Source organism: Kosakonia sp. ML.JS2a, from assembly GCF_025642095.1.
Lineage (GTDB): Bacteria > Pseudomonadota > Gammaproteobacteria > Enterobacterales > Enterobacteriaceae.
The window spans coordinates 3,041,382-3,061,778 of record NZ_CP106754.1 but is presented as its reverse complement, the minus strand read 5'-3'; the positions used below and the strand labels follow the sequence as shown (position 1 = coordinate 3,061,778).

Annotated in this window: 17 protein-coding genes and 1 other RNA gene; 14 read left to right on the top strand and 4 right to left on the bottom strand. The window is 53.3% G+C overall.

Features of this window, described 5'->3' with window-relative positions; all coding sequences use genetic code 11:
• Positions 1 to 38 precede the first annotated feature (38 nt).
• Together N7922_RS14560 and N7922_RS14555 are read left to right on the top strand one after the other, a co-directional pair.
• A complete protein-coding gene (locus N7922_RS14560) occupies positions 39 to 1,448 on the top strand; it encodes an MFS transporter (RefSeq protein WP_263096983.1) in 1,410 nt (469 codons plus the stop codon).
• Complete coding sequence (locus N7922_RS14555) at positions 1,445 to 3,823, top strand: glycoside hydrolase family 3 N-terminal domain-containing protein (protein ID WP_263096982.1); 2,379 nt, start codon at positions 1,445 to 1,447, stop codon at positions 3,821 to 3,823. The genes N7922_RS14560 and N7922_RS14555 overlap by 4 nt, the downstream gene beginning before the upstream one ends.
• Before the next feature lie 54 nt (positions 3,824 to 3,877).
• Here N7922_RS14555 and rprA read toward each other — a convergent pair.
• Both rprA and ydiK read right to left on the bottom strand, forming a co-directional pair.
• Positions 3,878 to 3,985: antisense sRNA RprA (rprA, locus tag N7922_RS14550), an RNA gene on the bottom strand.
• Between the two features lie 193 nt (positions 3,986 to 4,178).
• Positions 4,179 to 5,285 carry an AI-2E family transporter YdiK gene (ydiK, locus tag N7922_RS14545; RefSeq protein ID WP_263096981.1) on the bottom strand — a complete coding sequence of 369 codons (1,107 nt, stop codon included), beginning with the start codon at positions 5,283 to 5,285 and terminating at the stop codon, positions 4,179 to 4,181.
• A 209-nt stretch (positions 5,286 to 5,494) separates the two neighbouring features.
• Between ydiK and N7922_RS14540 the strand changes: the two genes are divergently transcribed.
• The 5 genes from N7922_RS14540 to N7922_RS14520 all read left to right on the top strand — a co-directional run bounded on the left by N7922_RS14540 (position 5,495) and on the right by N7922_RS14520 (position 10,748).
• Positions 5,495 to 8,551: an FAD-binding and (Fe-S)-binding domain-containing protein gene (locus N7922_RS14540; RefSeq protein ID WP_263096980.1), complete on the top strand. Its 3,057-nt coding sequence runs from the start codon at positions 5,495 to 5,497 to the stop codon at positions 8,549 to 8,551.
• On the top strand, positions 8,548 to 8,958 hold the full coding sequence (gene menI, locus N7922_RS14535) for a 1,4-dihydroxy-2-naphthoyl-CoA hydrolase (protein ID WP_061495231.1): 411 nt from the start codon (positions 8,548 to 8,550) through the stop codon (positions 8,956 to 8,958). Before N7922_RS14540 ends, menI begins: the two co-directional genes overlap by 4 nt.
• Positions 8,959 to 9,163: 205 nt before the next feature.
• Positions 9,164 to 10,081, top strand: a complete 918-nt coding sequence (lpxP, locus tag N7922_RS14530; protein WP_263096979.1) for a kdo(2)-lipid IV(A) palmitoleoyltransferase — start codon at positions 9,164 to 9,166, stop codon at positions 10,079 to 10,081.
• A 73-nt stretch (positions 10,082 to 10,154) separates the two neighbouring features.
• A complete protein-coding gene (locus N7922_RS14525) occupies positions 10,155 to 10,511 on the top strand; it encodes a hypothetical protein (protein WP_263096978.1) in 357 nt (118 codons plus the stop codon).
• Between the two features lie 15 nt (positions 10,512 to 10,526).
• The gene (locus N7922_RS14520; RefSeq protein WP_263096977.1) at positions 10,527 to 10,748 is read left to right on the top strand and encodes a hypothetical protein; all 222 of its coding nucleotides are present in this window, start codon (positions 10,527 to 10,529) and stop codon (positions 10,746 to 10,748) included.
• A 50-nt stretch (positions 10,749 to 10,798) separates the two neighbouring features.
• Here N7922_RS14520 and N7922_RS14515 read toward each other — a convergent pair whose 3' ends face one another.
• The gene (locus tag N7922_RS14515) at positions 10,799 to 11,539 is read right to left on the bottom strand and encodes an EAL domain-containing protein (RefSeq protein ID WP_263096976.1); all 741 of its coding nucleotides are present in this window, start codon (positions 11,537 to 11,539) and stop codon (positions 10,799 to 10,801) included.
• 549 nt (positions 11,540 to 12,088) lie between these two features.
• Between N7922_RS14515 and N7922_RS14510 the strand changes: the two genes are divergently transcribed.
• Positions 12,089 to 13,816, top strand: a complete 1,728-nt coding sequence (locus N7922_RS14510; protein WP_263096975.1) for a PilZ domain-containing protein — start codon at positions 12,089 to 12,091, stop codon at positions 13,814 to 13,816.
• Between the two features lie 29 nt (positions 13,817 to 13,845).
• On the opposite strand, the gene N7922_RS14505 is transcribed toward N7922_RS14510, so the two are convergent.
• Positions 13,846 to 14,634, bottom strand: a complete 789-nt coding sequence (locus tag N7922_RS14505; RefSeq protein WP_263096974.1) for an alpha/beta fold hydrolase — start codon at positions 14,632 to 14,634, stop codon at positions 13,846 to 13,848.
• A gap of 117 nt (positions 14,635 to 14,751) precedes the next feature.
• Here N7922_RS14505 and N7922_RS14500 point away from each other — a divergent pair, with 117 nt between their 5' ends.
• From N7922_RS14500 to sufS, 6 genes are all read left to right on the top strand, one after another.
• Entirely contained in the window at positions 14,752 to 15,006 is a 255-nt protein-coding gene (locus tag N7922_RS14500; protein WP_263096973.1) for a hypothetical protein, read from the top strand.
• A 300-nt stretch (positions 15,007 to 15,306) separates the two neighbouring features.
• On the top strand, positions 15,307 to 15,663 hold the full coding sequence (sufA, locus tag N7922_RS14495; protein ID WP_263096972.1) for a Fe-S cluster assembly scaffold SufA: 357 nt from the start codon (positions 15,307 to 15,309) through the stop codon (positions 15,661 to 15,663).
• Positions 15,664 to 15,671: 8 nt separating this feature from the next.
• Positions 15,672 to 17,159, top strand: a complete 1,488-nt coding sequence (sufB, locus tag N7922_RS14490) for a Fe-S cluster assembly protein SufB (protein WP_263096971.1) — start codon at positions 15,672 to 15,674, stop codon at positions 17,157 to 17,159.
• Between the two features lie 17 nt (positions 17,160 to 17,176).
• Positions 17,177 to 17,923, top strand: a complete 747-nt coding sequence (gene sufC, locus N7922_RS14485) for a Fe-S cluster assembly ATPase SufC (RefSeq protein WP_263096970.1) — start codon at positions 17,177 to 17,179, stop codon at positions 17,921 to 17,923.
• On the top strand, positions 17,898 to 19,169 hold the full coding sequence (gene sufD, locus N7922_RS14480; protein WP_263096969.1) for a Fe-S cluster assembly protein SufD: 1,272 nt from the start codon (positions 17,898 to 17,900) through the stop codon (positions 19,167 to 19,169). Before sufC ends, sufD begins: the two co-directional genes overlap by 26 nt.
• A complete protein-coding gene (gene sufS, locus N7922_RS14475; RefSeq protein WP_263096968.1) occupies positions 19,166 to 20,386 on the top strand; it encodes a cysteine desulfurase SufS in 1,221 nt (406 codons plus the stop codon). Before sufD ends, sufS begins: the two co-directional genes overlap by 4 nt.
• The last annotated feature ends 11 nt before the right edge of the window (positions 20,387 to 20,397 follow it).

Genomic DNA, 20,397 nt, shown 5'->3' with positions numbered 1-20,397 from the left:
AGGTTGAAAGACTTTTTAACCTCACAAGGCTGATAAAAATGATAATTCCCTCTGTCCTGCGTACTACAGACAAAATAGGTTACGGCCTGGGCGATATGGCAAGCGCCCTTGTCTGGCAAACCGCAACACTGTTTCTCGCTTACTTCTATACCGATGTATTTGGTTTACCCGCCGCGATCATGGGCACCATGTTTTTGGTGGTGCGCGTTATCGATGCCTTTGTCGATCCCTGCATTGGCGCGCTGGTGGATCGCACGCAAACCCGGCATGGCCGCTTCCGTCCGTGGCTGCTGTGGTTCGCCATTCCGTTTGGTGTGAGCTGCCTTATTACTTTCTATGTACCGGATGTCGGCGCGACGGCAAAAATCATTTATGCCTGCGTCACCTATGCGATCCTGAGCTTTATCTACTCCGCGATTAATGTTCCGTACTGCGCGATGCCCGGCGCGCTGACGATGGATCCTCATGAGCGTCATTCGTTGCAGTCCTGGCGATTTGGTCTGTCATTTATTGGCGGGTTGATTGTCACGGTTATCGCTTTACCGCTGGTATCGCATCTTGGCGGCGGTAACGATCAAAAGGGTTATTTTTACGCCATGAGCATGATGGGCGTACTTGGGATTGTATTGTTTTTCGGTTGCTTCTTTATGACCCGCGAGCGGTTTACGCCGCGCAGCGACAGTACCGGTTCGCTATTGAGTGACCTGAAACTGCTGGCGGCGAACAGTCAGTGGCGCATTGTGTTTCTGTTCAATATCTTGTTGTTAACCGCCGTGGTGACGCGCGGCTCGGCCACCATGTATTACGTCAAATATGTCTTACAGCGCCCGGATATGGTCTTCACCTTTATTGTTTCCGGTATGCTTGCCGCTCTCGCTGGCGCACTGTTGTCTGCCCGTTTGCTGGGCAGATTCGACCGTGTCCGCGCCTATCAATGGACGATTATCACCTTTGTGGTTTTTGCCGCGCTGATCTTTATTATCCCGCCTTCCCAGATATGGCTGATCTTTGGCCTGAACATTGTGTTCAGTTTTATTCAAAACCTGACGACACCGCTGCAGTGGACCATGTTTTCCGATGTGGTGGATTACGAAGAGCATCGTAGCGGGCGACGTCTGGATGGGTTGGTGTTCTCTACCGCGCTGTTCGCGATCAAATTTGGCCTCGCTCTCGGCGGCGCAGTGGTGGGATGGGTACTGGGTGCCGTGGATTATGCGCCTAATCAGGCGCTGCAAAGCCCAACGGTACTCACCACCATCAATGCGCTCTTCACCCTCATTCCTTGCCTGCTGTTTATTTGTATGGTGTTGCTGCTTACCCGCTACAAACTCAACAGCCAGCTTGCCGACACCATTGCTCAGCAATTGATGCGTAAACGCGATATCAGCGAAGGCGCGACTGAGCCGCAGACCTCACCAGATTTCAGTAACACAGGAGTCAGCCGATGACCGCACTCTATAAAGATGCAAACCGACCTGTTTCAGAACGTGTGGCGGATTTACTGGCGCGTATGACGCCGGAGGAAAAATTCGCACAAATGCATGCCTTATGGCTGGTGCTGGATGAACATGGCGAGCACCGCGAGCGCACCGACCTCAGTGATGAATTCGCTGGCGTGAGCGCCCAGGCAGCGCTGGCGCAGCGATTAAAACTGGGCGTCGGACAGATAACGCGCCCGCTGGGTACGCACATTGTGGAGGCAAAAAGCGGCGTGCGTGCGGCTAACCGCCTGCAAAAAACGCTGGTGGAAGAGACGCGGCTGGGGATTCCCGCACTGTTCCATGAAGAGTGCCTGGTGGGATTGTTGTGCAAAGACGCCACGCTGTTCCCGTCGTCGCTGAATTACGGTTCGACCTGGGATCCGCAATTAATCAAACGCGCTGCCTGGCACATTGGACAGGAGGCGCGTTCCACGGGCTGTAAACAGGGGCTGGCGCCGGTGCTGGATGTGTCCAGAGATGTGCGCTGGGGGCGCACCGAAGAGACATTCGGTGAGGATCCCTGGTTGGTTGGGGTGATGGCCTGCGCCTATGTTGAAGGGTTACAGGGTGAGAAGGGCGATATGCTGGCCACGCTCAAACACTATGTTGGCCACTCTTTCAGCGAAGGGGCGCGTAACCACGCGCCGGTGCATCTGGGTTTTTGCGAGCTGAACGACACGTTTTTACTGCCTTTCGAGATGGCGGTTAAAATGGCGAAAGCCGGTTCACTCATGCCTGCTTATCACGATATCGATAATCAGCCCGGTCACAGCGATCATTTCTTGCTGACCACGTTGCTGCGGGAGCAGTGGGGGTTTGACGGCATCATTGTTGCCGATTATGGCGGCGTCAGTCTGTTGCATCAGCATCATGGGGTCTCTCACGATGCAGCCGAATCCGCGGCGTTATCTTTCAATGCGGGTCTCGATGTGGAACTGCCGAAAGATGATTGCGCGCGCCATCTGGCGCAGGCGGTTGAACGTGGGCTGATGTCGATGGCCAAAGTGGATGAGATCGTCGCCCGTGTGCTGACAGTAAAATTCCGCCTTGGTCTGTTTGAACATCCGTATACCGATGAACAAGGCATCCGCTTGCAATCAGACGATACCCGTCAGGTGGCGCGGGAAGTGGCGACACGCTCGCTCACGCTGCTGGAAAACAACGGTATTTTGCCGCTCAGCGGTGCGCCACGCGTAGCGGTGGTTGGCCCGACAGCAGACGATCCGCTGGCGTTACTCAGCGGTTATAGCTTCCCGGTTCATCTGATTATCAGCGATATGCTGGAAGAGACCACGCAGGTGACGACGCCGCTGGCGGCGCTACGTCAGCAGTTGGGTGAAGAGCGTGTTCGCTATGCAAAAGGCTGCCACATTATCGAAAAACGCATGGCGGGCGCGCCGGTATTTCCGGGCGATGCCTCAGGTAAGCCGATGCAGCAATCACCGGTGTCAATGGATCAGAGATTGATTCCGGAAGCGGTGCGCGTGGCGCAGGACAGCGATGTGGTGATCGCCTGTGTGGGCGATCTGGCCGGGTTGTTCCAGAGCGGAACGGTGGGAGAAGGATCCGACACTGACAGCCTGACGTTGCCTGGCGTGCAGCAACAACTGCTGGAGGCGTTGGTGGCAACAGGTAAACCGGTGGTGGTAGTGATGACGGGGGGCCGTCCGTACAACCTGCAAGGACTGGAGACGCACGTGGCGGCATGGATGATGGCCTGGGCTCCGGGTCAGGAAGGTGGTTATGCGATTGCCGATGTGCTGACCGGGCGCGCCGAGCCACAAGGGCGACTGGTGGTGAGCGTGCCGAAAAGCGCAGGTGCAATGCCGTATTACTATAACCACAAGCTGAAAAGCGGGGGAACGCCCTACGCCTTCCATTTTGGTTCCCGTTATCCGTTTGGGTATGGACAAAGCTGGACGCAGTTTGAGTATGGTCAGCCTGTCTTGCTCACTGCGGAAGTCCCGATTGAAGGTGATATTCGCCTGCAGGTAGCGGTAAAAAATGTGGGTGAGCGCAGTGGCAACGAGGTGGTTCAGATCTATGTGCGCGATAACGTCGCCTCGATGGTCCGGCCCGTGAAGGAGTTAAAAGCCTTTCAGCGGGTTGCGTTATCGCCAGGGGAATCGGCGACGCTGACCTTTACCTTACCCGTGGATATGCTGAATTTTACCCGTCGTGATGGGAAACGCATTGTAGAGGCAGGTGAGTTTGAGCTACAGGTTGGCGCATCGTCAGCAGACATTCGCGGTCGGGTAACCGTCAACGTGAACGGAGAAACCCGGGTGTTGCCGCAACAGTGGAAGATGCGAAGTCACTGCGAAGTAAACGACAGAAAATAACCCTCGTGAATTGTTCGGGCTGCCGCTGCACGGCTGCGGCCCGACGGGTTGAGGATAAAAAAAAGCCCATCGTGGGAGATGGGCAAAGACTACACACAGCAATTCGTTGTTTCACTCAGGGGATTTCCATGCTTATAAATCAAGATGTTGATCTATAACCTTGAGGCTAATAGTAGGCATGTGGAATTTTTGAGTCGATCAGATTCGTCTCATTAGTTAAACGTACGTAAAGAATATATGCGCCGAATGGCGCATTTTGCGGGGTCTGAAGGGGTATGCTCAGAAATAAGGCAGGTGAATGATAAGTGCTGCTTAATAATCATTTAAGGCGGGCTTTCTCCCGCCTCATTTTCACTCAGGATGCGCTGTCTGAATTTTGTACAGAATTCGGCGCGTTATCATTTGTCTCTGGCTCCGGAACCTCGTTGACCCAGGCGGAAAAGAGACGCCAGGAAACGGCCAACAATACAGGGCCAATAAACAAACCAATCATGCCGAAGGCCACCAGGCCGCCAATCACACCGGAGAGGATCAGGATTAGCGGCAGATCGGCGCCCATACGGATCAACACCGGACGGATAACGTTATCCAGCATTGCCACTACGCAGCTCCATACCAGCAACACCGTGCCCCAGGTGGAATCACCGCTCCAGTAGAGCCAGATAATCGCCGGGATCAGCACCAGCAGCGGCCCAAGTTGCACCAGGCAGGTCATCAACATCACCACGGTAAACAGAGTGGCGTAGGGTACGCCGGAGACGGCCAGACCAATCCCGCCCAGCACGGCCTGCACCAGTGCGGTAACCACCACGCCCAGCGCTACGGCGCGGATCGCCTGCCCGGCCAGCACTACTGCGGCATCACCGCGTTTGGCCGCCAGCCGTACGGCGAAGTGACGGATCCCCTGCGCCACCTGTTCACCACGCCAGTAGAGCAGGGCGCTGAACAGCAGCATCAGAGCGCAGTGCAGCATAAAGCGACCAATGTGTGCAGCCTGGCCGACAAACCATGTGGTCGTTGCCCCGACATAAGGGCGCAATTTCGCCATAATGCCGCTGCCGCCCATATCCAGCAGGTTATGCCAGCCGGCATAAAGCTTGTCGCCAACGAGCGGAATGCTGTGCAGCCAGGCTAGTTCCGGCGGCGACATCGCCCCACTCGTCACCGCGTGGATCACCGGACCGCTGGAGTCCACCAGGCTGTTAACCAGCAGCGCGACAGGGATAATAAACAGCAGAATAAGCAGCAGCATCATCACCAGTACCGCCAGCGAGCGGCGACCAAACAGCAGACGTTGCAGGCGCAGCAGCAGCGGCCAGGTGGCAATCACTACCGTGCCCGCCCAGGCGAACCCCAGAATGAAGGGCTGAACAACCCACAGACAGGCGATAATCATGATGGCTAAAAACAGTACCGACAGCATGATTTGCGGTACATCCCTGGACTGACGTAGATCAACCATATGTATAACTCACCTTTATTGGATGGCCGAAAATTCGGTGTATCAGGAAATCAACAGAGATAATGATTAATGATTTCAGCGATTTTGGACAGTCTGATTCTGCCTGTAATTCTCATGGGCGCATAAGAAAAAAATGTGATACAACGATGAATGCTGAAAGCAAACGATTAACCTTTTACAACACTCACCGTCAGGCAGGGTCAAGCATAATGATCCCACAGATTTCCCAGGCACCCGGCGTCGTTCAGCTGGTGCTGAATTTTTTGCAGGCTTTGGAGCAACAAGGTTTTACAGGTGATACCGCCACAAGTTATGCCGACAGGCTGACCATGGCGACAGACAACAGTATTTACCAGCTATTACCGGATGCCGTCGTTTTCCCCCGTTCTACGTCAGACGTTGCGCTTATTACCCGCCTCGCGTCCGAAGCGCGTTTCCAGTCGCTGGTGTTTACCCCGCGCGGCGGCGGTACGGGCACCAACGGTCAGGCGTTAAACCAGGGCATCATCGTCGATATGTCCCGCTATATGAACCGCATTATGGAGATCAACCCGGAAGAAGGGTGGGTGCGCGTCGAAGCGGGGGTGATCAAAGATCAACTCAATCAATATCTTAAACCTTACGGCTTCTTTTTCGCGCCGGAACTGTCGACCAGCAATCGCGCAACGCTGGGCGGGATGATCAATACCGACGCCTCCGGTCAGGGGTCGCTGGTGTACGGAAAAACCTCCGATCACGTTCTGGGCGTTCGCGCTGTGCTGCTGGGCGGGGATATTCTGGATACACAGGCTATGCCCGTGGCGCTGGCGGAAACGCTGGGCGCGGCCAATACCGCTATTGGGCGTATCTATAAAACCGTGCTGGAGCGTTGCCGTGATAACCGGCAACTAATTCTTGATAAATTCCCAAAACTGAACCGTTTTCTGACGGGTTACGATCTGCGCCACGTCTTTAACGACGAGATGACCGAGTTTGACCTCACGCGCATTCTTACTGGTTCAGAAGGGACGCTGGCGTTTATTACCGAAGCCCGGCTCGACATCACCCCGCTGCCGAAAGTGCGCCGGCTGGTGAACGTCAAGTACGACTCTTTTGATTCCGCGCTGCGTAATGCGCCGTTTATGGTGGAAGCCCGGGCGTTGTCGGTGGAAACCGTTGATTCAAAAGTGCTGAATCTGGCGCGGGAGGATATCGTCTGGCATTCGGTAAGCGCGTTGATTACCGATGTGCCGGATAAGACCCTGCTTGGCCTGAATATTGTCGAATTTGCCGGTGATGACCAGCCGCTCATCGACAGCCAGGTACAGTCCCTTTGCGAGCGCCTCGATGCGTTGATGGCCAATGGCGAGGGTGGGGTGATTGGCTGGCAGGTCTGCGACGATCTGGCGGGTATTGAACGTGTCTATGCGATGCGTAAAAAAGCCGTTGGTCTGTTAGGGAACGCGAAAGGGGCCGCTAAGCCGATTCCTTTTGCCGAAGATACCTGCGTGCCGCCGGAGCATCTGGCGGATTATATTGTGGAGTTCAGAGCACTGCTGGACAGCCATGGTCTGAGTTACGGAATGTTCGGCCATGTCGATGCCGGGGTGTTGCATGTCCGTCCTGCGCTGGATATGTGCGATCCGCAACAAGAAATGTTAATGAAGACCCTTTCCGATGAAGTGGTTGCGCTAACGGCAAAATATGGTGGTTTGCTGTGGGGCGAGCATGGGAAAGGTTTCCGTGCCGAATACAGCCCGGCGTTCTTCGGTGAACAGCTTTACGGCGAACTGCGGAAAGTGAAAGCGGCGTTTGACCCGCAGAACCGGTTGAATCCTGGCAAGATTTGCCCGCCGGAAGGCGTCGATGCGCCGATGAAACAGGTGGATGATGCCAAACGCGGCACGCTCGATCGGCAGATCCCGATTGCTGTACGCTCCTCATGGCGCGGTGCAATGGAGTGTAACGGTAACGGCTTGTGTTTTAACTTCGACGTGAAAAGCCCGATGTGCCCGTCGATGAAGATTTCCGCCAACCGCATCCATTCGCCGAAAGGCCGGGCAACGCTGGTGCGCGAGTGGCTACGTTTGCTGGCGGATCGGGGGATCGATCCGGTCAAGCTGGAAAAAGAACTGCCCGAAAAACGCGCCAGCCTGCGCACGCTGATCGAGCGTACCCGCAATAGCTGGCATGCACGCCGCGGTGAGTATGATTTCTCCCACGAGGTGAAAGAGGCCATGTCGGGTTGTCTGGCCTGTAAAGCCTGCTCCACGCAGTGCCCGATCAAAATCGATGTGCCGGAGTTCCGTTCGCGCTTCTTGCAGATTTACCACAGCCGCTATCTGCGCCCAATGCGCGATCATCTGGTCGCGACCGTTGAAAGCTATGCGCCGCTAATGGCGCGTGCGCCAAAGACGTTTAACTTTTTCATGAGTCAGCCCTGGGTGCGCTCGCTGTCAGCAAAACATATTGGCATGGTGGATTTACCGTTATTGTCGGTGCCGTCGTTGCAACGGCAGATGGTCGGGCACCGTACGGCCAATATGACGCTGGAGCAGCTTGAACAGCTGGATGCAGCGCAAAAAGCGAAAACGGTACTGGTGGTGCAGGATCCGTTTACCAGCTATTACGATGCGCAAGTGGTGGCTGATTTTGTTCGTCTGGTGGAAAAACTGGGTTTCCAGCCGGTGGTATTACCCTTCTCGCCTAACGGTAAAGCGCAACACATTAAAGGCTTCCTGAATCGCTTTGCGAAAACCGCGCAGAAAACGGCGGACTTTCTTAATCGCGTGGCGCAACTGGAGATGCCAATGGTGGGTGTTGATCCGGCGCTGGTGCTCTGTTACCGCGATGAGTACAAACTGGCGCTGGGCGATAAACGCGGGGATTTCCACGTGCAACTGGTGCATGAATGGTTACCGACGGCGCTTGGCAGCGAAGACGCACCGGCTATCAGCGGCGAACCCTGGTATCTGTTCGGCCATTGCACCGAAGTGACCGCGCTGCCCACCGCACCGGGCCAGTGGGCGTCGATCTTTGCGCGATTTGGCGCGAAGCTGGAAAACGTCAGCGTTGGTTGCTGCGGTATGGCCGGGACTTACGGTCATGAAGTGAAAAACCATGCAAATTCACTCGGTATCTACGAGCTCTCCTGGCATCAGGCGATGCAGCGTTTGCCGCGTAATCGCTGCTTGGCGACAGGTTACTCCTGTCGTAGCCAGGTGAAACGTGTTGAAGGGAATGGCGTACGCCATCCGTTACAGGCTTTACTGGAGATATTGGGATGATCTGGAAACGCGCAGTGACGCTGGAAGCGCTGAATGCTATGGGCGATGGCAATATGGTGGGTTTGCTGGATATCCGTTTTGAGCGCATCGGTGAGGATGCGCTTGAAGCCTCGATGCCAGTGGACAATCGAACTCATCAGCCCTTTGGCTTGCTGCACGGTGGCGCATCGGTGGTGCTGGCGGAAACGCTGGGCTCCGTGGCGGGTTATTTATGCACGGAAGGTGAGCAGAACGTGGTTGGAGTAGAAGTCAATGCCAACCATCTGCGTTCAGTGCGCAGCGGGCGCGTGCGCGGAGTTTGCCGCGCGCTGCATACCGGCAAACGGCATCAGGTCTGGCAGATAGATATCTTTGATGAGCAGTCGCGTTTGTGCTGCTCATCACGTCTGACCACGGCGGTTGTTTAAGCATACCCGGAGGCCGTAATCCAGCGCAAAACTTCATATTTTATTCATTATTCTTTACATAGCTTTTTGACTCTTCGTGCTATATTGCGCATCACTGGATGTATCGCTTCGGTAGTGCCGTGTGCGAAGAGCCGTAACGCGTAAAGACCTGATGAAGCGATTCATTGTCTCCTTAAGCGCTACTGAATTGGGCTTTTAGGTAACAATGATGGCAACGTTTAAATTGACTTTTTTACACCCCCGACACTGGGTGACATGGGCCGGACTGGGTTTTCTCTGGCTTCTTGTACAGCTTCCTTATCCTGTTCTTGCCCGCCTCGGCGCGGGCCTTGGGTGTTCTGCCCGACCTTTCCTGAAGCGCCGCGAGCGCATTGCCCGTCGCAATCTTGAACTCTGTTTCCCGTTGATGGATGACGCTCTGCGCGAAGTGCTCATTGAGAAGAACTTTAAATCGCTGGGTATGGCGTTGATCGAAACCGGAATGGCCTGGTTTTGGTCAGATAAGCGCGTACGCCGTTGGTTTGACGTGGAGGGTTTCCAGCACTTGCAGGCGGCTCAGGCGTGCCAGCGCGGTGTGATGGTGGTTGGTGTGCATTTTATGTCGCTGGAACTGGGTGGTCGTGTAATGGGGTTGTGTCAGCCGATGATGGCCACCTATCGCCCGCATAATAATGCGTTAATGGAGTGGGTGCAGACGCGTGGGCGCATGCGTTCGAATAAATCCATGATCGATCGCCGTAACCTGAAAGGTCTGGTGAATGCCCTGAAACAGGGGGAAGCCGTATGGTTCGCGCCGGATCAGGACTATGGTCGCAAAGGCAGTATTTTTGCGCCGTTCTTCTCGGTACAAAATGCCGCCACCACCAATGGTACCTTTGTGTTATCACGCCTTTCCGGCGCCAAAATGCTGACGGTGACCATGGTGCGTAAAGAGGATTGTTCAGGCTACTCTTTGCATATTGGTCAGGCGCTGAGTGATTATCCGTCGCAGGATGAGTTTGCCGCCGCCAGCTATATGAACAAAGTGATTGAACGCGAAATTTTACGGGCGCCGGAACAGTATTTATGGATCCACCGCCGCTTTAAAACCCGCCCTGTCGGCGAGCCATCGCTCTATAACTAATGCATATTGCAAACGCCCCGTTTTCGGGGCGTTGTACTATTATTTTGCCAACAAAAACTCATATGGGATGCTTATGGTCAGGTTTATGGTGGGCGGCTGTTTTGCCCTTTTCACTGCGTGTTCTTCGGCTGCCGGTATCAATTTGATCTGTGATGAATACACCGCCGTTGTTGACACGTCCGGGTTAACCGTCAATGGTCGTCACTACGGAAATCCGCAGGAGAAGCCTTATGAGATCTCCGATCAATACAGCGGACGAACGCTAATGTACACCGACAGCAACGATGCGAATAAAGAGACGAACTGGGTGGCGATCCATATCATCACGCAGATTGCGTCGGGGAAAAAAGCGTTCTTCTACTCTGATAGCAACCATACAAATCAGAAGGCGATTATCTGCACGCTGAAAGAGGGAACGCTGGCGCAGTAAAGCAAAGGCTAAGCGTTGAATTTCCAGACCTTGTTGTCACAAGCGTCGAAGGGGAAGAAGCAAGAGAAAGCTCCACCGTTTAGTCGTTTAAAACCCACCACGCTGAAAACCACCGTCACGCAACTGTCGGTGGCCAAAACGACTCTGGTCGCCGATCGCGAGCGCTACAGCACGAATGTGCAAAAGCTGTTGAACCCGAAGGACCCGCTGCTAAGCGTTAACCTGCTGCGTTTGTGACACCGCGTCAGCCTGTTCACCCTGAACAGGCTGTTTCGTCCTGAAACGACTCAGAACCCCTCAAGTAGCCGGAGCTGGGTGAAGGTCAGGGGGCGGTAAAAGATATACCCCTGAATCCCGATAGGGCTGTATTGATTTAACAACGCCAGATCCGACGATCTTTCCACACCTTCGCAGATGATGGTCACGTCAGTTGAAATTAACTGGTCGATAAAGTCTTGCAATGTTGACAGTTTCTTTTCGTCTTCGGCGATACCGTCGATAATCGAACGATCGATTTTAATGGTATCAAAATTAAACAATTTCAGGCTGTCGACTTGCAGATTCCCGGCGCCGAAATCATCCAGTGAGATCATGAAACCATATTCTTTGGCTTGTTTTAAAAAAGGTAAACTCTCAATAAGCTGCGCTTTGGTTATCTTTTCACTTATTTCTATTTCAATGCTCTGTGGCTGGACGTCATTGAGTAAGCACTGCTGGTAAAGCCTGCTAAGGTATTCCCCGTCATTGATCAAAAGATGAGAGAGGTTGAAGGAGATAGTTAAGTCATGCTTCAATTTAATTAAGTGACAGGTAGTGTCGAATATAAAATTCGTCACCTCGCGAATAGCACCAAGCTGTTCTATTTCATCGATGATCTGCTGCGTGGGAATTAAAAAGCCTTCGGCATTGAAAAATCTGGCAAGCGCTTCATAACGAAAGATTTTATTACCTGAAAGGCGAATGATGGGTTGAAACTCGGCGGTCATCCGCAGTTTCTTGCCGCTAATTTCCAGAGTTTTTGTTTTCATTATTCCAATAAAGCTCCTCACTGACAGAAACAGCGTTTCGCAAACATATAATTTTTCGATTCTACATGCCGATTCATTACTATTGAAAATTGTTTTAAATGATCGATTGTCTCTTTTTGATAGCCTGCATCTATCACTGTTAAGAAAATGATCGCTTAAATCTATAAATTATACTGGTATTTTGTGCTTTTTAGTTTTACTTTAGGATAAGAATTTACTGATTTCTCACGGAGGATTTGGTTTATCCTGTTGTTTTCCTGGATAAAAAACAGTGAGTGGTAAATAAATAACTTCTTGTGTACAACGCAAGTTTTTGTTAAGAAAAGAAACGTTGCACCAACTCACAATATATAGCCCGCTTAGGCAGCCCATTTTTTGGTTGTTTTGGAAGGGTGGTTTTTATTTTTTCTTTGGAAAAGTCTTAAATTATTTGAACGGCATCTTAAAGATGTATTCAGGATATTTGTATTCAGGCGATAATAAGTAAAAAAAACAGCAATTGTGACATTTTTGCTTTGGCTGCGTAACTTCGTATGAAAGGGATATAGCATGGCGGAACACTATTCTCTCCCACCGGGTAATGTTATTCGTTCATTACTGCAGCATCCGTATATGCTGTCAGTTTATGCTAAGGATATGCCCTACGCATTAGAGGCTGACGTTGCAGAACTGAACCAGGAAACAAATCGCATCACACTCGAAGTCGAATACGCGGGCGCAGATATAAACGCGTATCTTGCGGACGGCGGATTGAGCTTTGACCTGGAAGCGTTAAAAGGCGTGGATGTTATCGAGCGGGAAACATATAGCCTGAGTAATATCCCCGCCCAGTTGATGAAAACAGACAGCATGCGTTATCGGCTCGAATGCCAATTACCGGAATCTGTTTTTGTCACAGAACATCGTGGCGCGATACGTATCCCGTTTATTCTTGGCATGCAGGCGCGCGTGGGGATTGAGGTTTATCTGCATATGCTGACTATTCCCGGGCGCTTACGGAATTTGTCCGTTGGCGGCTGCATGGTCGAAATTGATTTATTTGAGAGCATTGCGCTTGACGTTGGGCAGGTTATTCCCGGCGTTACGTTGTCGTTTCCTGACGGAGAGCATTTTTATGCCCAGGGGTGCGTCCGGCATATACGCCCGTTTGGCAACAATGGCTATGCGGCCGTGGGCATCCAGTTTGTCAATCTGTCGTCGTCTCAGTCGGAAGCGTTGTTCCGCTATGTGAACGAAGCGGAAAGAGAGGCGGCTTATCGTACCGGAATGCGCGGCACTATGATTTATCAGTCCCCTTTATTTATCCCTGGTCAACGAGAGCAGAAGATCCTGCAACGGGAGACGCAAGAGCGGGAGAAACGCGCGCGCCAGTCACCGATGGAGCAGGGGGTTATGGAAGTGGCGCACCGGTTGCAGGTCGCGCTGATGTATATGAAGACGCACGATCTGCTGCCCATCCGGATTTTTTATGATTGTGTGGACACGTTGCTCTACCTGTTGAAGCAGGATCGCAAAGCCCTGCTCTATGCGCTGAGTTGTCTGCGTGATGAACCTGACTGGGTTCGTCACGCGGTGCAGGTTGCGGCAAAACTGGCGGATATGTTGACCCTGCGAGATCCGCACGATCCGCATGTGCGCGAGGCGACGCTGGGCGCCATTATGCACACGCTGGGTAAACCGTTGCTGGTGAGTGCGGCGTTACCTTCGCTCAAAGTCAGTATGGATCCGGCGCAAAAAGTGATGTTGCGTACGCATGTCGGGACGTTACTGAACCGGTTTCGCGAGCTGGGATGGACACCAGGGCTGACATGCCGTGACGTGATTGAAAATGCGAATGAGCGGCTGGATGGTAGGGGTTACCCGGCGGGTAAACAGGGCGGGCAGCTCTCTTCGCTGGTGCGTCTGTTATCGGTTATTAAAGCGATTAATAAGCTGACTAACGCGCGTAACGGCACGCCTCCGCGAACGCCGTTGGCGGCCTGCCGCCACATTTACCAGGCAGACAGCGAGTATGATCGCGAGATCATCGTCGAGTATTTGCAGGTCTACGGGTTTTACCCGATAGGCAGTCTGGCAAAATACGCGGGTGGTTTTCTGGCCTGGATTATGGATGTCGACCGCAAAGGTAAACCGGGCGTGGTGCATATTGTCAAAAATCTGCGCTTTCCTGAAAGCAATATCAGCAGCGTGGTGTCGGGAAGCGACTTAGCGCAAATCGGTGTGCTGGAGGACATTGTTGATCCGGCTGATTACGGCCTGAACGTGATTAAGCTCTAGGCCGTTATCTGCGGCGGGTAATCGTTTTGTTACCCGTACTGCCTCAGGAAATCGACAATCAGCTGCGTCACCACCTCCGGGTTTTCACGGTTACTGATATGTGCGGCATTGGGGATCAGGGTGAAGTCACAACCTAATCTTTCCGCCATCAGCCGTCCTTCGGTGACAGGACGAGGTAAATCGAGCGCCCCGGTGGCAACGTGCGTCGGGCAGGTGATGGTCTCCAGTAAAGCCAGGCGATTCGGGCGGCCGAAAATCAGTTTGCCCAGCGGCACAATGCTGGTGCGTAAGGGTTCGGAACGTAGTGCGGAGAGCGAGGCGGTGAGCTGTTGGGTATCTTCCGGTTTGGCATACCTGGAATAGAATTGCGCAACAGCATATTCGAGTAGCGGCACGGGAATACTGCCCAGCGAGTTGATGGTATCTAACATCATGAAATAGCGGTCTTTTGCCGCTTGCGTCTCATCGCCCACAAACGTGTCAAACAGCATCAATGCCTTGACTCTTTCCGGGGCGGCGGCGGCCAGTTCGGCGCCCCACATTCCGCCAACGGATAAACCCACCACGGCAAATTCATGGATGCCCAGTGCGTCCATCAAGGCTAAATGATCGTTGGCAATGTCGGCCATGGAGGATGTCGATGCGGGCAGGGCCGGCGACTGCCCATGGCCCCATAAATCCGTCGCAATAACGCGGAAATATTTTGCCAGCGTGTCAATTTGCGGTGACCACATGGATTTATCAAACAGGTAACTGTGGCCTAATAAAACGGGAAATCCTGTACCTGTATCTGAATACGACATCATTGACTGCGTCATCACCAATACTCTCCGTGTTTGATGGCCCAGCGCATCGGGCTCGGGTAATTAACAGCGATTATCATAGCTGAGTTATTAACCAGCGGTGAAGACGATAAAATCTCATTCTGCTGTGTTATGGCAGGCAAAAAATGCGGCAAGGGAATAAAACTGGAAAAGAGTGGTGTTGTTTGCGATTGGGAGGATGGCCCTGCCCAGACAAATTATCCGGATCTGACTGACGGTGCGAATTGTCAAAGCCCCATTGAAGCAAAAAACATCGACATAAAAGAAAGCCTTCGTGAATTATCTTCAGGAACCGGAAAAGATATTGTCACCCGCAGTGGCAGCCGTGCCTTTGCTCCCTGTTTTGTGATGCAGCTAACCTTTTGAAATGCAGAAAGCTTTTTGGGGCGAAGAATTTTTAAAATCCTATCTCAAAAATAGGTATTGCCTATACACCTTTTCTTTTTCACCTGCTTACCCGTCATGGCTTGCCTAAAGTCATTATTTATCAATTTATTAAACAATTTTTTACCTGGCTGTAAAGCCTTTCAGCAGAGTCTATGCTTATAGCAAGTACCGAAAAAAGGGGCTGGCGGGGAATAACCCTGCGGAATACGGGTTGAAGTGATAATCATTATCACTAACATAGCATTATGCTCTTCAGATCTGGTGACGTGAGGTAAAGCGATGGAATCATTTAATCCGCAAGATTTTGCATGGCGCGGGCTAACCATGACGCCGGCGGCCGCAGAACATATCCGTGCGCTGGCCAGTAAACAGGCGGGTGTACTTGGCGTTCGGCTTGGCATTAAGCAGACCGGCTGTGCCGGTTTCGGTTATGTATTAGATACCGTAACGGAGCCGACGGCTGACGATTTACTGTATGAGTCTGATGGCGCGCGTCTCTACGTACCCTTGCAGGCGATGCCGTTCATCGACGGCACCGAAGTGGATTATGTACGTGAAGGGTTAAATCAGATCTTCAAATTTCATAACCCAAAAGCCCAGCATGAATGCGGCTGCGGCGAAAGTTTTGGGGTATAGGCGGTACTATGTCTCGTAATACTGAAGCAACTGACGATGTCAAAATCTGGACCGGCGGCAACCTCAATTATAAAGAGGGCTTTTTTACCCGGTTGAGCACCGATGAGCTGGCTAAAGGCATCAATGAAGATGTGGTGCGGGCGATCTCGGCAAAACGCAACGAACCCGAGTGGATGCTTGAATTCCGCCTGAATGCTTATCACGCATGGCTGGAGATGGAAGAACCGCACTGGTTGAAAGCGCACTACGATAAACTCGATTACCAGGATTACAGCTATTACTCTGCGCCATCTTGCGGTAATTGCGACGACACCTGCGCATCCCAGCCGGGGGCGGTTCAGCAAACCGGCGCCAACGCCTGGCTGACAGAAGAGGTGGAAGAGGCTTTCAACCAGCTCGGCGTTCCGGTGCGTGAAGGCAAAGAAGTGGCGGTGGACGCCATTTTTGACTCGGTATCGGTAGCGACCACCTACCGGGAAAAACTGTCTGAACAGGGCATTATCTTCTGCTCCTTTGGCGAGGCGATCCACGATCACCCTGAACTGGTGAAAAAGTACCTTGGCACTGTCGTTCCTTCCAACGACAACTTTTTTGCCGCGCTGAATGCCGCCGTCGCCTCTGACGGCACTTTTATCTACATCCCGAAAGGCGTGCGTTGCCCGATGGAGCTGTCGACCTATTTCCGCATTAATGCCGAAAAAACCGGGCAGTTCGAACGTACCATTCTGGTCGCGGATGAAGGCAGTTACGTCAGCTATATCGAAGGTTGCTCAGCGCCGGTGCGCGACAGTTACCAGCTTCATGCGGCGGTGGTGGAAGTGATCATCCACCGAGACGCCGAAGTGAAATATTCAACGGTGCAAAACTGGTTCCCCGGGGATAACAACACCGGCGGGATCCTTAACTTTGTTACCAAACGCGCCCTGTGCGAGGGCGACAACAGCAAAATGTCGTGGACCCAGTCCGAAACCGGATCGGCCATCACCTGGAAATACCCCAGTTGTATCCTGCGCGGCGACAACTCCATTGGCGAGTTCTTCTCGGTGGCGCTGACCAGTGGGCATCAGCAGGCGGATACCGGCACCAAGATGATCCACATCGGTAAGAACACCAAATCGACGATTATTTCGAAAGGTATCTCGGCCGGGCATAGCCAGAACAGCTATCGCGGGCTGGTGAAGATCATGCCGACGGCGACCAACGCGCGTAACTTCACGCAGTGCGACTCGATGCTGATTGGCCCGGACAGCGGCGCGCATACCTTCCCGTATGTGGAGTGCCGTAATAACAGCGCCCAGCTAGAGCATGAAGCGACCACATCGCGCATTGGTGAAGATCAACTGTTTTACTGCCTGCAACGTGGCATCAGCGAAGATGACGCTATCTCGATGATCGTCAACGGCTTCTGTAAAGACGTGTTCTCCGAGCTGCCGCTGGAATTTGCCGTTGAAGCGCAAAAACTGCTGGCCATCAGCCTTGAACACAGCGTCGGTTAAGGATTAAGGGATAATAAATGTTAAGTATTAAAGACTTGCAGGTTAGCGTAGAAGACAAAGAGATCCTGCGTGGTCTGAGCCTGGAGGTTCGCCCCGGCGAAGTGCACGCGATCATGGGGCCGAACGGCTCCGGGAAAAGTACGCTTTCTGCGACCCTGGCCGGACGTGAAGATTACGAAGTTGTGGGTGGCAGCGTCGAGTTTAAAGGCAAAGATTTGCTGGAACTGTCGCCGGAAGACCGTGCGGGCGAAGGCGTGTTTATGGCTTTCCAGTACCCGGTGGAGATCCCCGGCGTCAGTAACCAGTTCTTTTTGCAAACGGCGCTGAATGCCGTGCGTGAGTACCGTGGTGAAGAGGCGCTCGATCGCTTTGACTTCCAGGATCTGATGGAAGACAAAATCAAGCTGCTGAAAATGCCGGAAGATTTGTTGACCCGCTCGGTTAACGTCGGTTTCTCCGGCGGTGAGAAGAAGCGTAACGACATCCTGCAAATGGCGGTGCTGGAGCCGGATTTGTGCATTCTGGATGAAACGGACTCCGGTCTGGACATTGATGCATTGAAAATCGTGGCCGATGGTGTTAACGCCCTGCGCGACGAAAAGCGCGCATTTATCATCGTGACGCATTACCAACGCATTCTGGATTACATCAAACCCGACTTTGTGCATGTGTTATATCAGGGGCGCATCGTGAAATCGGGTGATTTCACGCTGGTTAAGCAACTGGAGGAGCAGGGCTATGGCTGGCTTACCGAACAGCAGTAACGCACTGCAACAGTGGCACCACCTGTTCGAAAAGCTGGGTGGTGCGCGCTCTGACGCGGCGCAGCAGCATCTGCAGCAGATGTTGCGGCTGGGGCTGCCTACCCGCAAACAGGAAAACTGGAAATACACGCCGCTGGATGGCCTGCTAAACAGCCAGTTTGTTACGATGGCAGGGGCGGTCAGCGAGCAACAGCGCGACGCGCTGGCGTTGCCGGTTGATGCGGTGCGCTTAGTGTTTGTTGATGGCGTATTTAATGCGGCGCTGAGCGACGATACCGCCGGTTCCGGTTTTGACGTGACGTTTAACGATGCCCGCCAGCAATTGCCTGCACCGGTACAGCCGGAAGTCTTTTTGCATTTAACCGAAAGTCTGGCGCAGGGCGTAACCTGGATTCAGGTAGCGAAAGACCTACGGCCTTCTAAGCCGTTGCTCTTAATGCATATCACCCAGGGTGTGGCCGGTGATGAGATGAACACGGCGCATTATCGCCACCATCTTTCGCTGGCGCAGGGTGCGGAAGCGACCGTCTATGAGCATTATGTCAGCCTAAACGACAATCTGCATTTTACCGGCTCGCGGCTGACGATGAGCGTTGCGGCGAATGCGCATCTGCATCATGTGAAGCTGGCGTTTGAAAATCCGGCGAGCTACCACTTTGCACACAATGATATCTGGCTTGCGGACAATGGTTCGGCAAAGAGCAACAGTTTCTTGCTCGGCGGCGCGGTGCTGCGACATAACACCAGTACGCAACTGAATGGCGAAAACACGCAGCTCAATATCAACAGTCTGGCAATGCCGGTGAAATCGGAAGTGTGCGATACGCGCACCTGGCTTGAGCATAATAAGGGCTACTGCAATAGTCGCCAGTTGCATAAAACCATCGTCAGCGACAAAGGGCGGGCGGTTTTTAACGGTTTAATTAATGTGGCGCAACACGCCATCAAAACCGACGGGCAGATGACCAACAACAATTTGCTGCTCGGTCGTCTGGCGGAAGTGGATACCAAGCCACAACTGGAAATCTACGCCGACGATGTGAAATGCAGTCACGGTGCGACCATCGGGCGTATCGATGATGAGCAGATGTTCTATTTGCGCTCGCGCGGGATCAACCGGCAGGCGGCGCAAAAAATGATTATCCATGCCTTTGCCGCTGAACTGACGGAAGCTATCAACGACGAGGCGCTGAAACATCAGGTGCTGGCGCGAATCAGTCAGCGTCTGGCAGGGGGCGTAGCATGAGTTTTCCCGTCAACACCGTGCGTGCCGATTTCCCGGTACTGCTGCGTGAAGTGAACGGACTACCGCTGGCATATCTCGACAGCGCCGCCAGCGCGCAAAAACCGAATCAGGTTATTGATGCCGAAGCGGAGTTTTTCCGCCACGGCTATGCTGCGGTGCACCGCGGCATTCATACGTTGAGCGCAGAAGCCACGCAACGTATGGAAAATGTACGCGTGCAGGCGGCAGCATTTCTTAACGCGCGGTTGCCGGAAGAGCTGGTGTTTGTGCGCGGTACGACCGAGGGTATCAACCTCGTGGCGAATAGCTGGGGCAACAGCCAGGTGCGCGCGGGCGACAATATCGTTATCAGCGCCATGGAGCACCACGCCAATATTGTGCCGTGGCAAATGCTCTGTGAACGCGTCGGCGCGCAACTGCGCGTTATTCCGCTCAATCAGGATGGCACCTTGCAACTCGACGTGCTGCCAACGTTGTTTGACGATCGTACCCGCTTGCTGGCAATAACCCAGGTGTCGAATGTGCTGGGCACCGAAAACCCGGTGGCGGAGATGATTACGCTGGCGCATCAGCACGGCGCGAAAGTGCTGGTGGATGGCGCCCAGGCGGTGATGCACCATTCAGTGGACGTGCAGGCGCTGGATTGCGATTTTTATGTCTTCTCCGGCCATAAGCTGTACGGGCCGACCGGGATTGGCGTGCTGTATGTGAAAGAGGCAATCCTGCAGGATATGCCTCCGTGGGAAGGCGGCGGTTCAATGATCGCCACCGTCAGCCTGACGGAGGGCTCGACCTATGCAAAAGCCCCCTGGCGCTTCGAAGCCGGTACGCCAAATACCGGTGGCATTATCGGCCTGGGCGCGGCCATTGATTACGTTACCCGACGTGGGCTGGATGCCATTGGCGAATATGAGCAGACGCTGATGTGTTACGCGTTAACTGCACTGGCAGAGGTGCCGGATTTAACCCTGTATGGCCCGGCGCAGCGTCAGGGGGTGATCGCCTTTAATCTGGGGAAACATCACGCCTATGACGTGGGGAGTTTCCTCGATAATTACGGTATTGCGGTACGTACCGGGCACCATTGCGCCATGCCATTAATGGCGTTTTACAAGGTGCCTGCCATGTGTCGCGCATCGCTGGTTATGTACAATACGGAAGAAGAGGTGGATCGTCTGGTAGCTGGCCTGAAACGTATTCATCAGTTGCTGGGCTAACGTAAGAGGCG

What these genes read in the sequence shown, in the direction of transcription:
- N7922_RS14560 (WP_263096983.1), top strand. Translation starts at nt 39, where the DNA reads ATGATAATTCCCTCTGTCCTGCGTACTACAGACAAAATAGGTTACGGC.
- N7922_RS14555 (WP_263096982.1), top strand. Translation starts at nt 1,445, where the DNA reads ATGACCGCACTCTATAAAGATGCAAACCGACCTGTTTCAGAACGTGTG.
- ydiK (WP_263096981.1), bottom strand. Translation starts at nt 5,285, where the DNA reads ATGGTTGATCTACGTCAGTCCAGGGATGTACCGCAAATCATGCTGTCG.
- N7922_RS14540 (WP_263096980.1), top strand. Translation starts at nt 5,495, where the DNA reads ATGATCCCACAGATTTCCCAGGCACCCGGCGTCGTTCAGCTGGTGCTG.
- menI (WP_061495231.1), top strand. Translation starts at nt 8,548, where the DNA reads ATGATCTGGAAACGCGCAGTGACGCTGGAAGCGCTGAATGCTATGGGC.
- lpxP (WP_263096979.1), top strand. Translation starts at nt 9,164, where the DNA reads ATGATGGCAACGTTTAAATTGACTTTTTTACACCCCCGACACTGGGTG.
- N7922_RS14525 (WP_263096978.1), top strand. Translation starts at nt 10,155, where the DNA reads ATGGTCAGGTTTATGGTGGGCGGCTGTTTTGCCCTTTTCACTGCGTGT.
- N7922_RS14515 (WP_263096976.1), bottom strand. Translation starts at nt 11,539, where the DNA reads ATGAAAACAAAAACTCTGGAAATTAGCGGCAAGAAACTGCGGATGACC.
- N7922_RS14510 (WP_263096975.1), top strand. Translation starts at nt 12,089, where the DNA reads ATGGCGGAACACTATTCTCTCCCACCGGGTAATGTTATTCGTTCATTA.
- N7922_RS14505 (WP_263096974.1), bottom strand. Translation starts at nt 14,634, where the DNA reads ATGACGCAGTCAATGATGTCGTATTCAGATACAGGTACAGGATTTCCC.
- N7922_RS14500 (WP_263096973.1), top strand. Translation starts at nt 14,752, where the DNA reads ATGGCAGGCAAAAAATGCGGCAAGGGAATAAAACTGGAAAAGAGTGGT.
- sufA (WP_263096972.1), top strand. Translation starts at nt 15,307, where the DNA reads ATGGAATCATTTAATCCGCAAGATTTTGCATGGCGCGGGCTAACCATG.
- sufB (WP_263096971.1), top strand. Translation starts at nt 15,672, where the DNA reads ATGTCTCGTAATACTGAAGCAACTGACGATGTCAAAATCTGGACCGGC.
- sufC (WP_263096970.1), top strand. Translation starts at nt 17,177, where the DNA reads ATGTTAAGTATTAAAGACTTGCAGGTTAGCGTAGAAGACAAAGAGATC.
- sufD (WP_263096969.1), top strand. Translation starts at nt 17,898, where the DNA reads ATGGCTGGCTTACCGAACAGCAGTAACGCACTGCAACAGTGGCACCAC.
- sufS (WP_263096968.1), top strand. Translation starts at nt 19,166, where the DNA reads ATGAGTTTTCCCGTCAACACCGTGCGTGCCGATTTCCCGGTACTGCTG.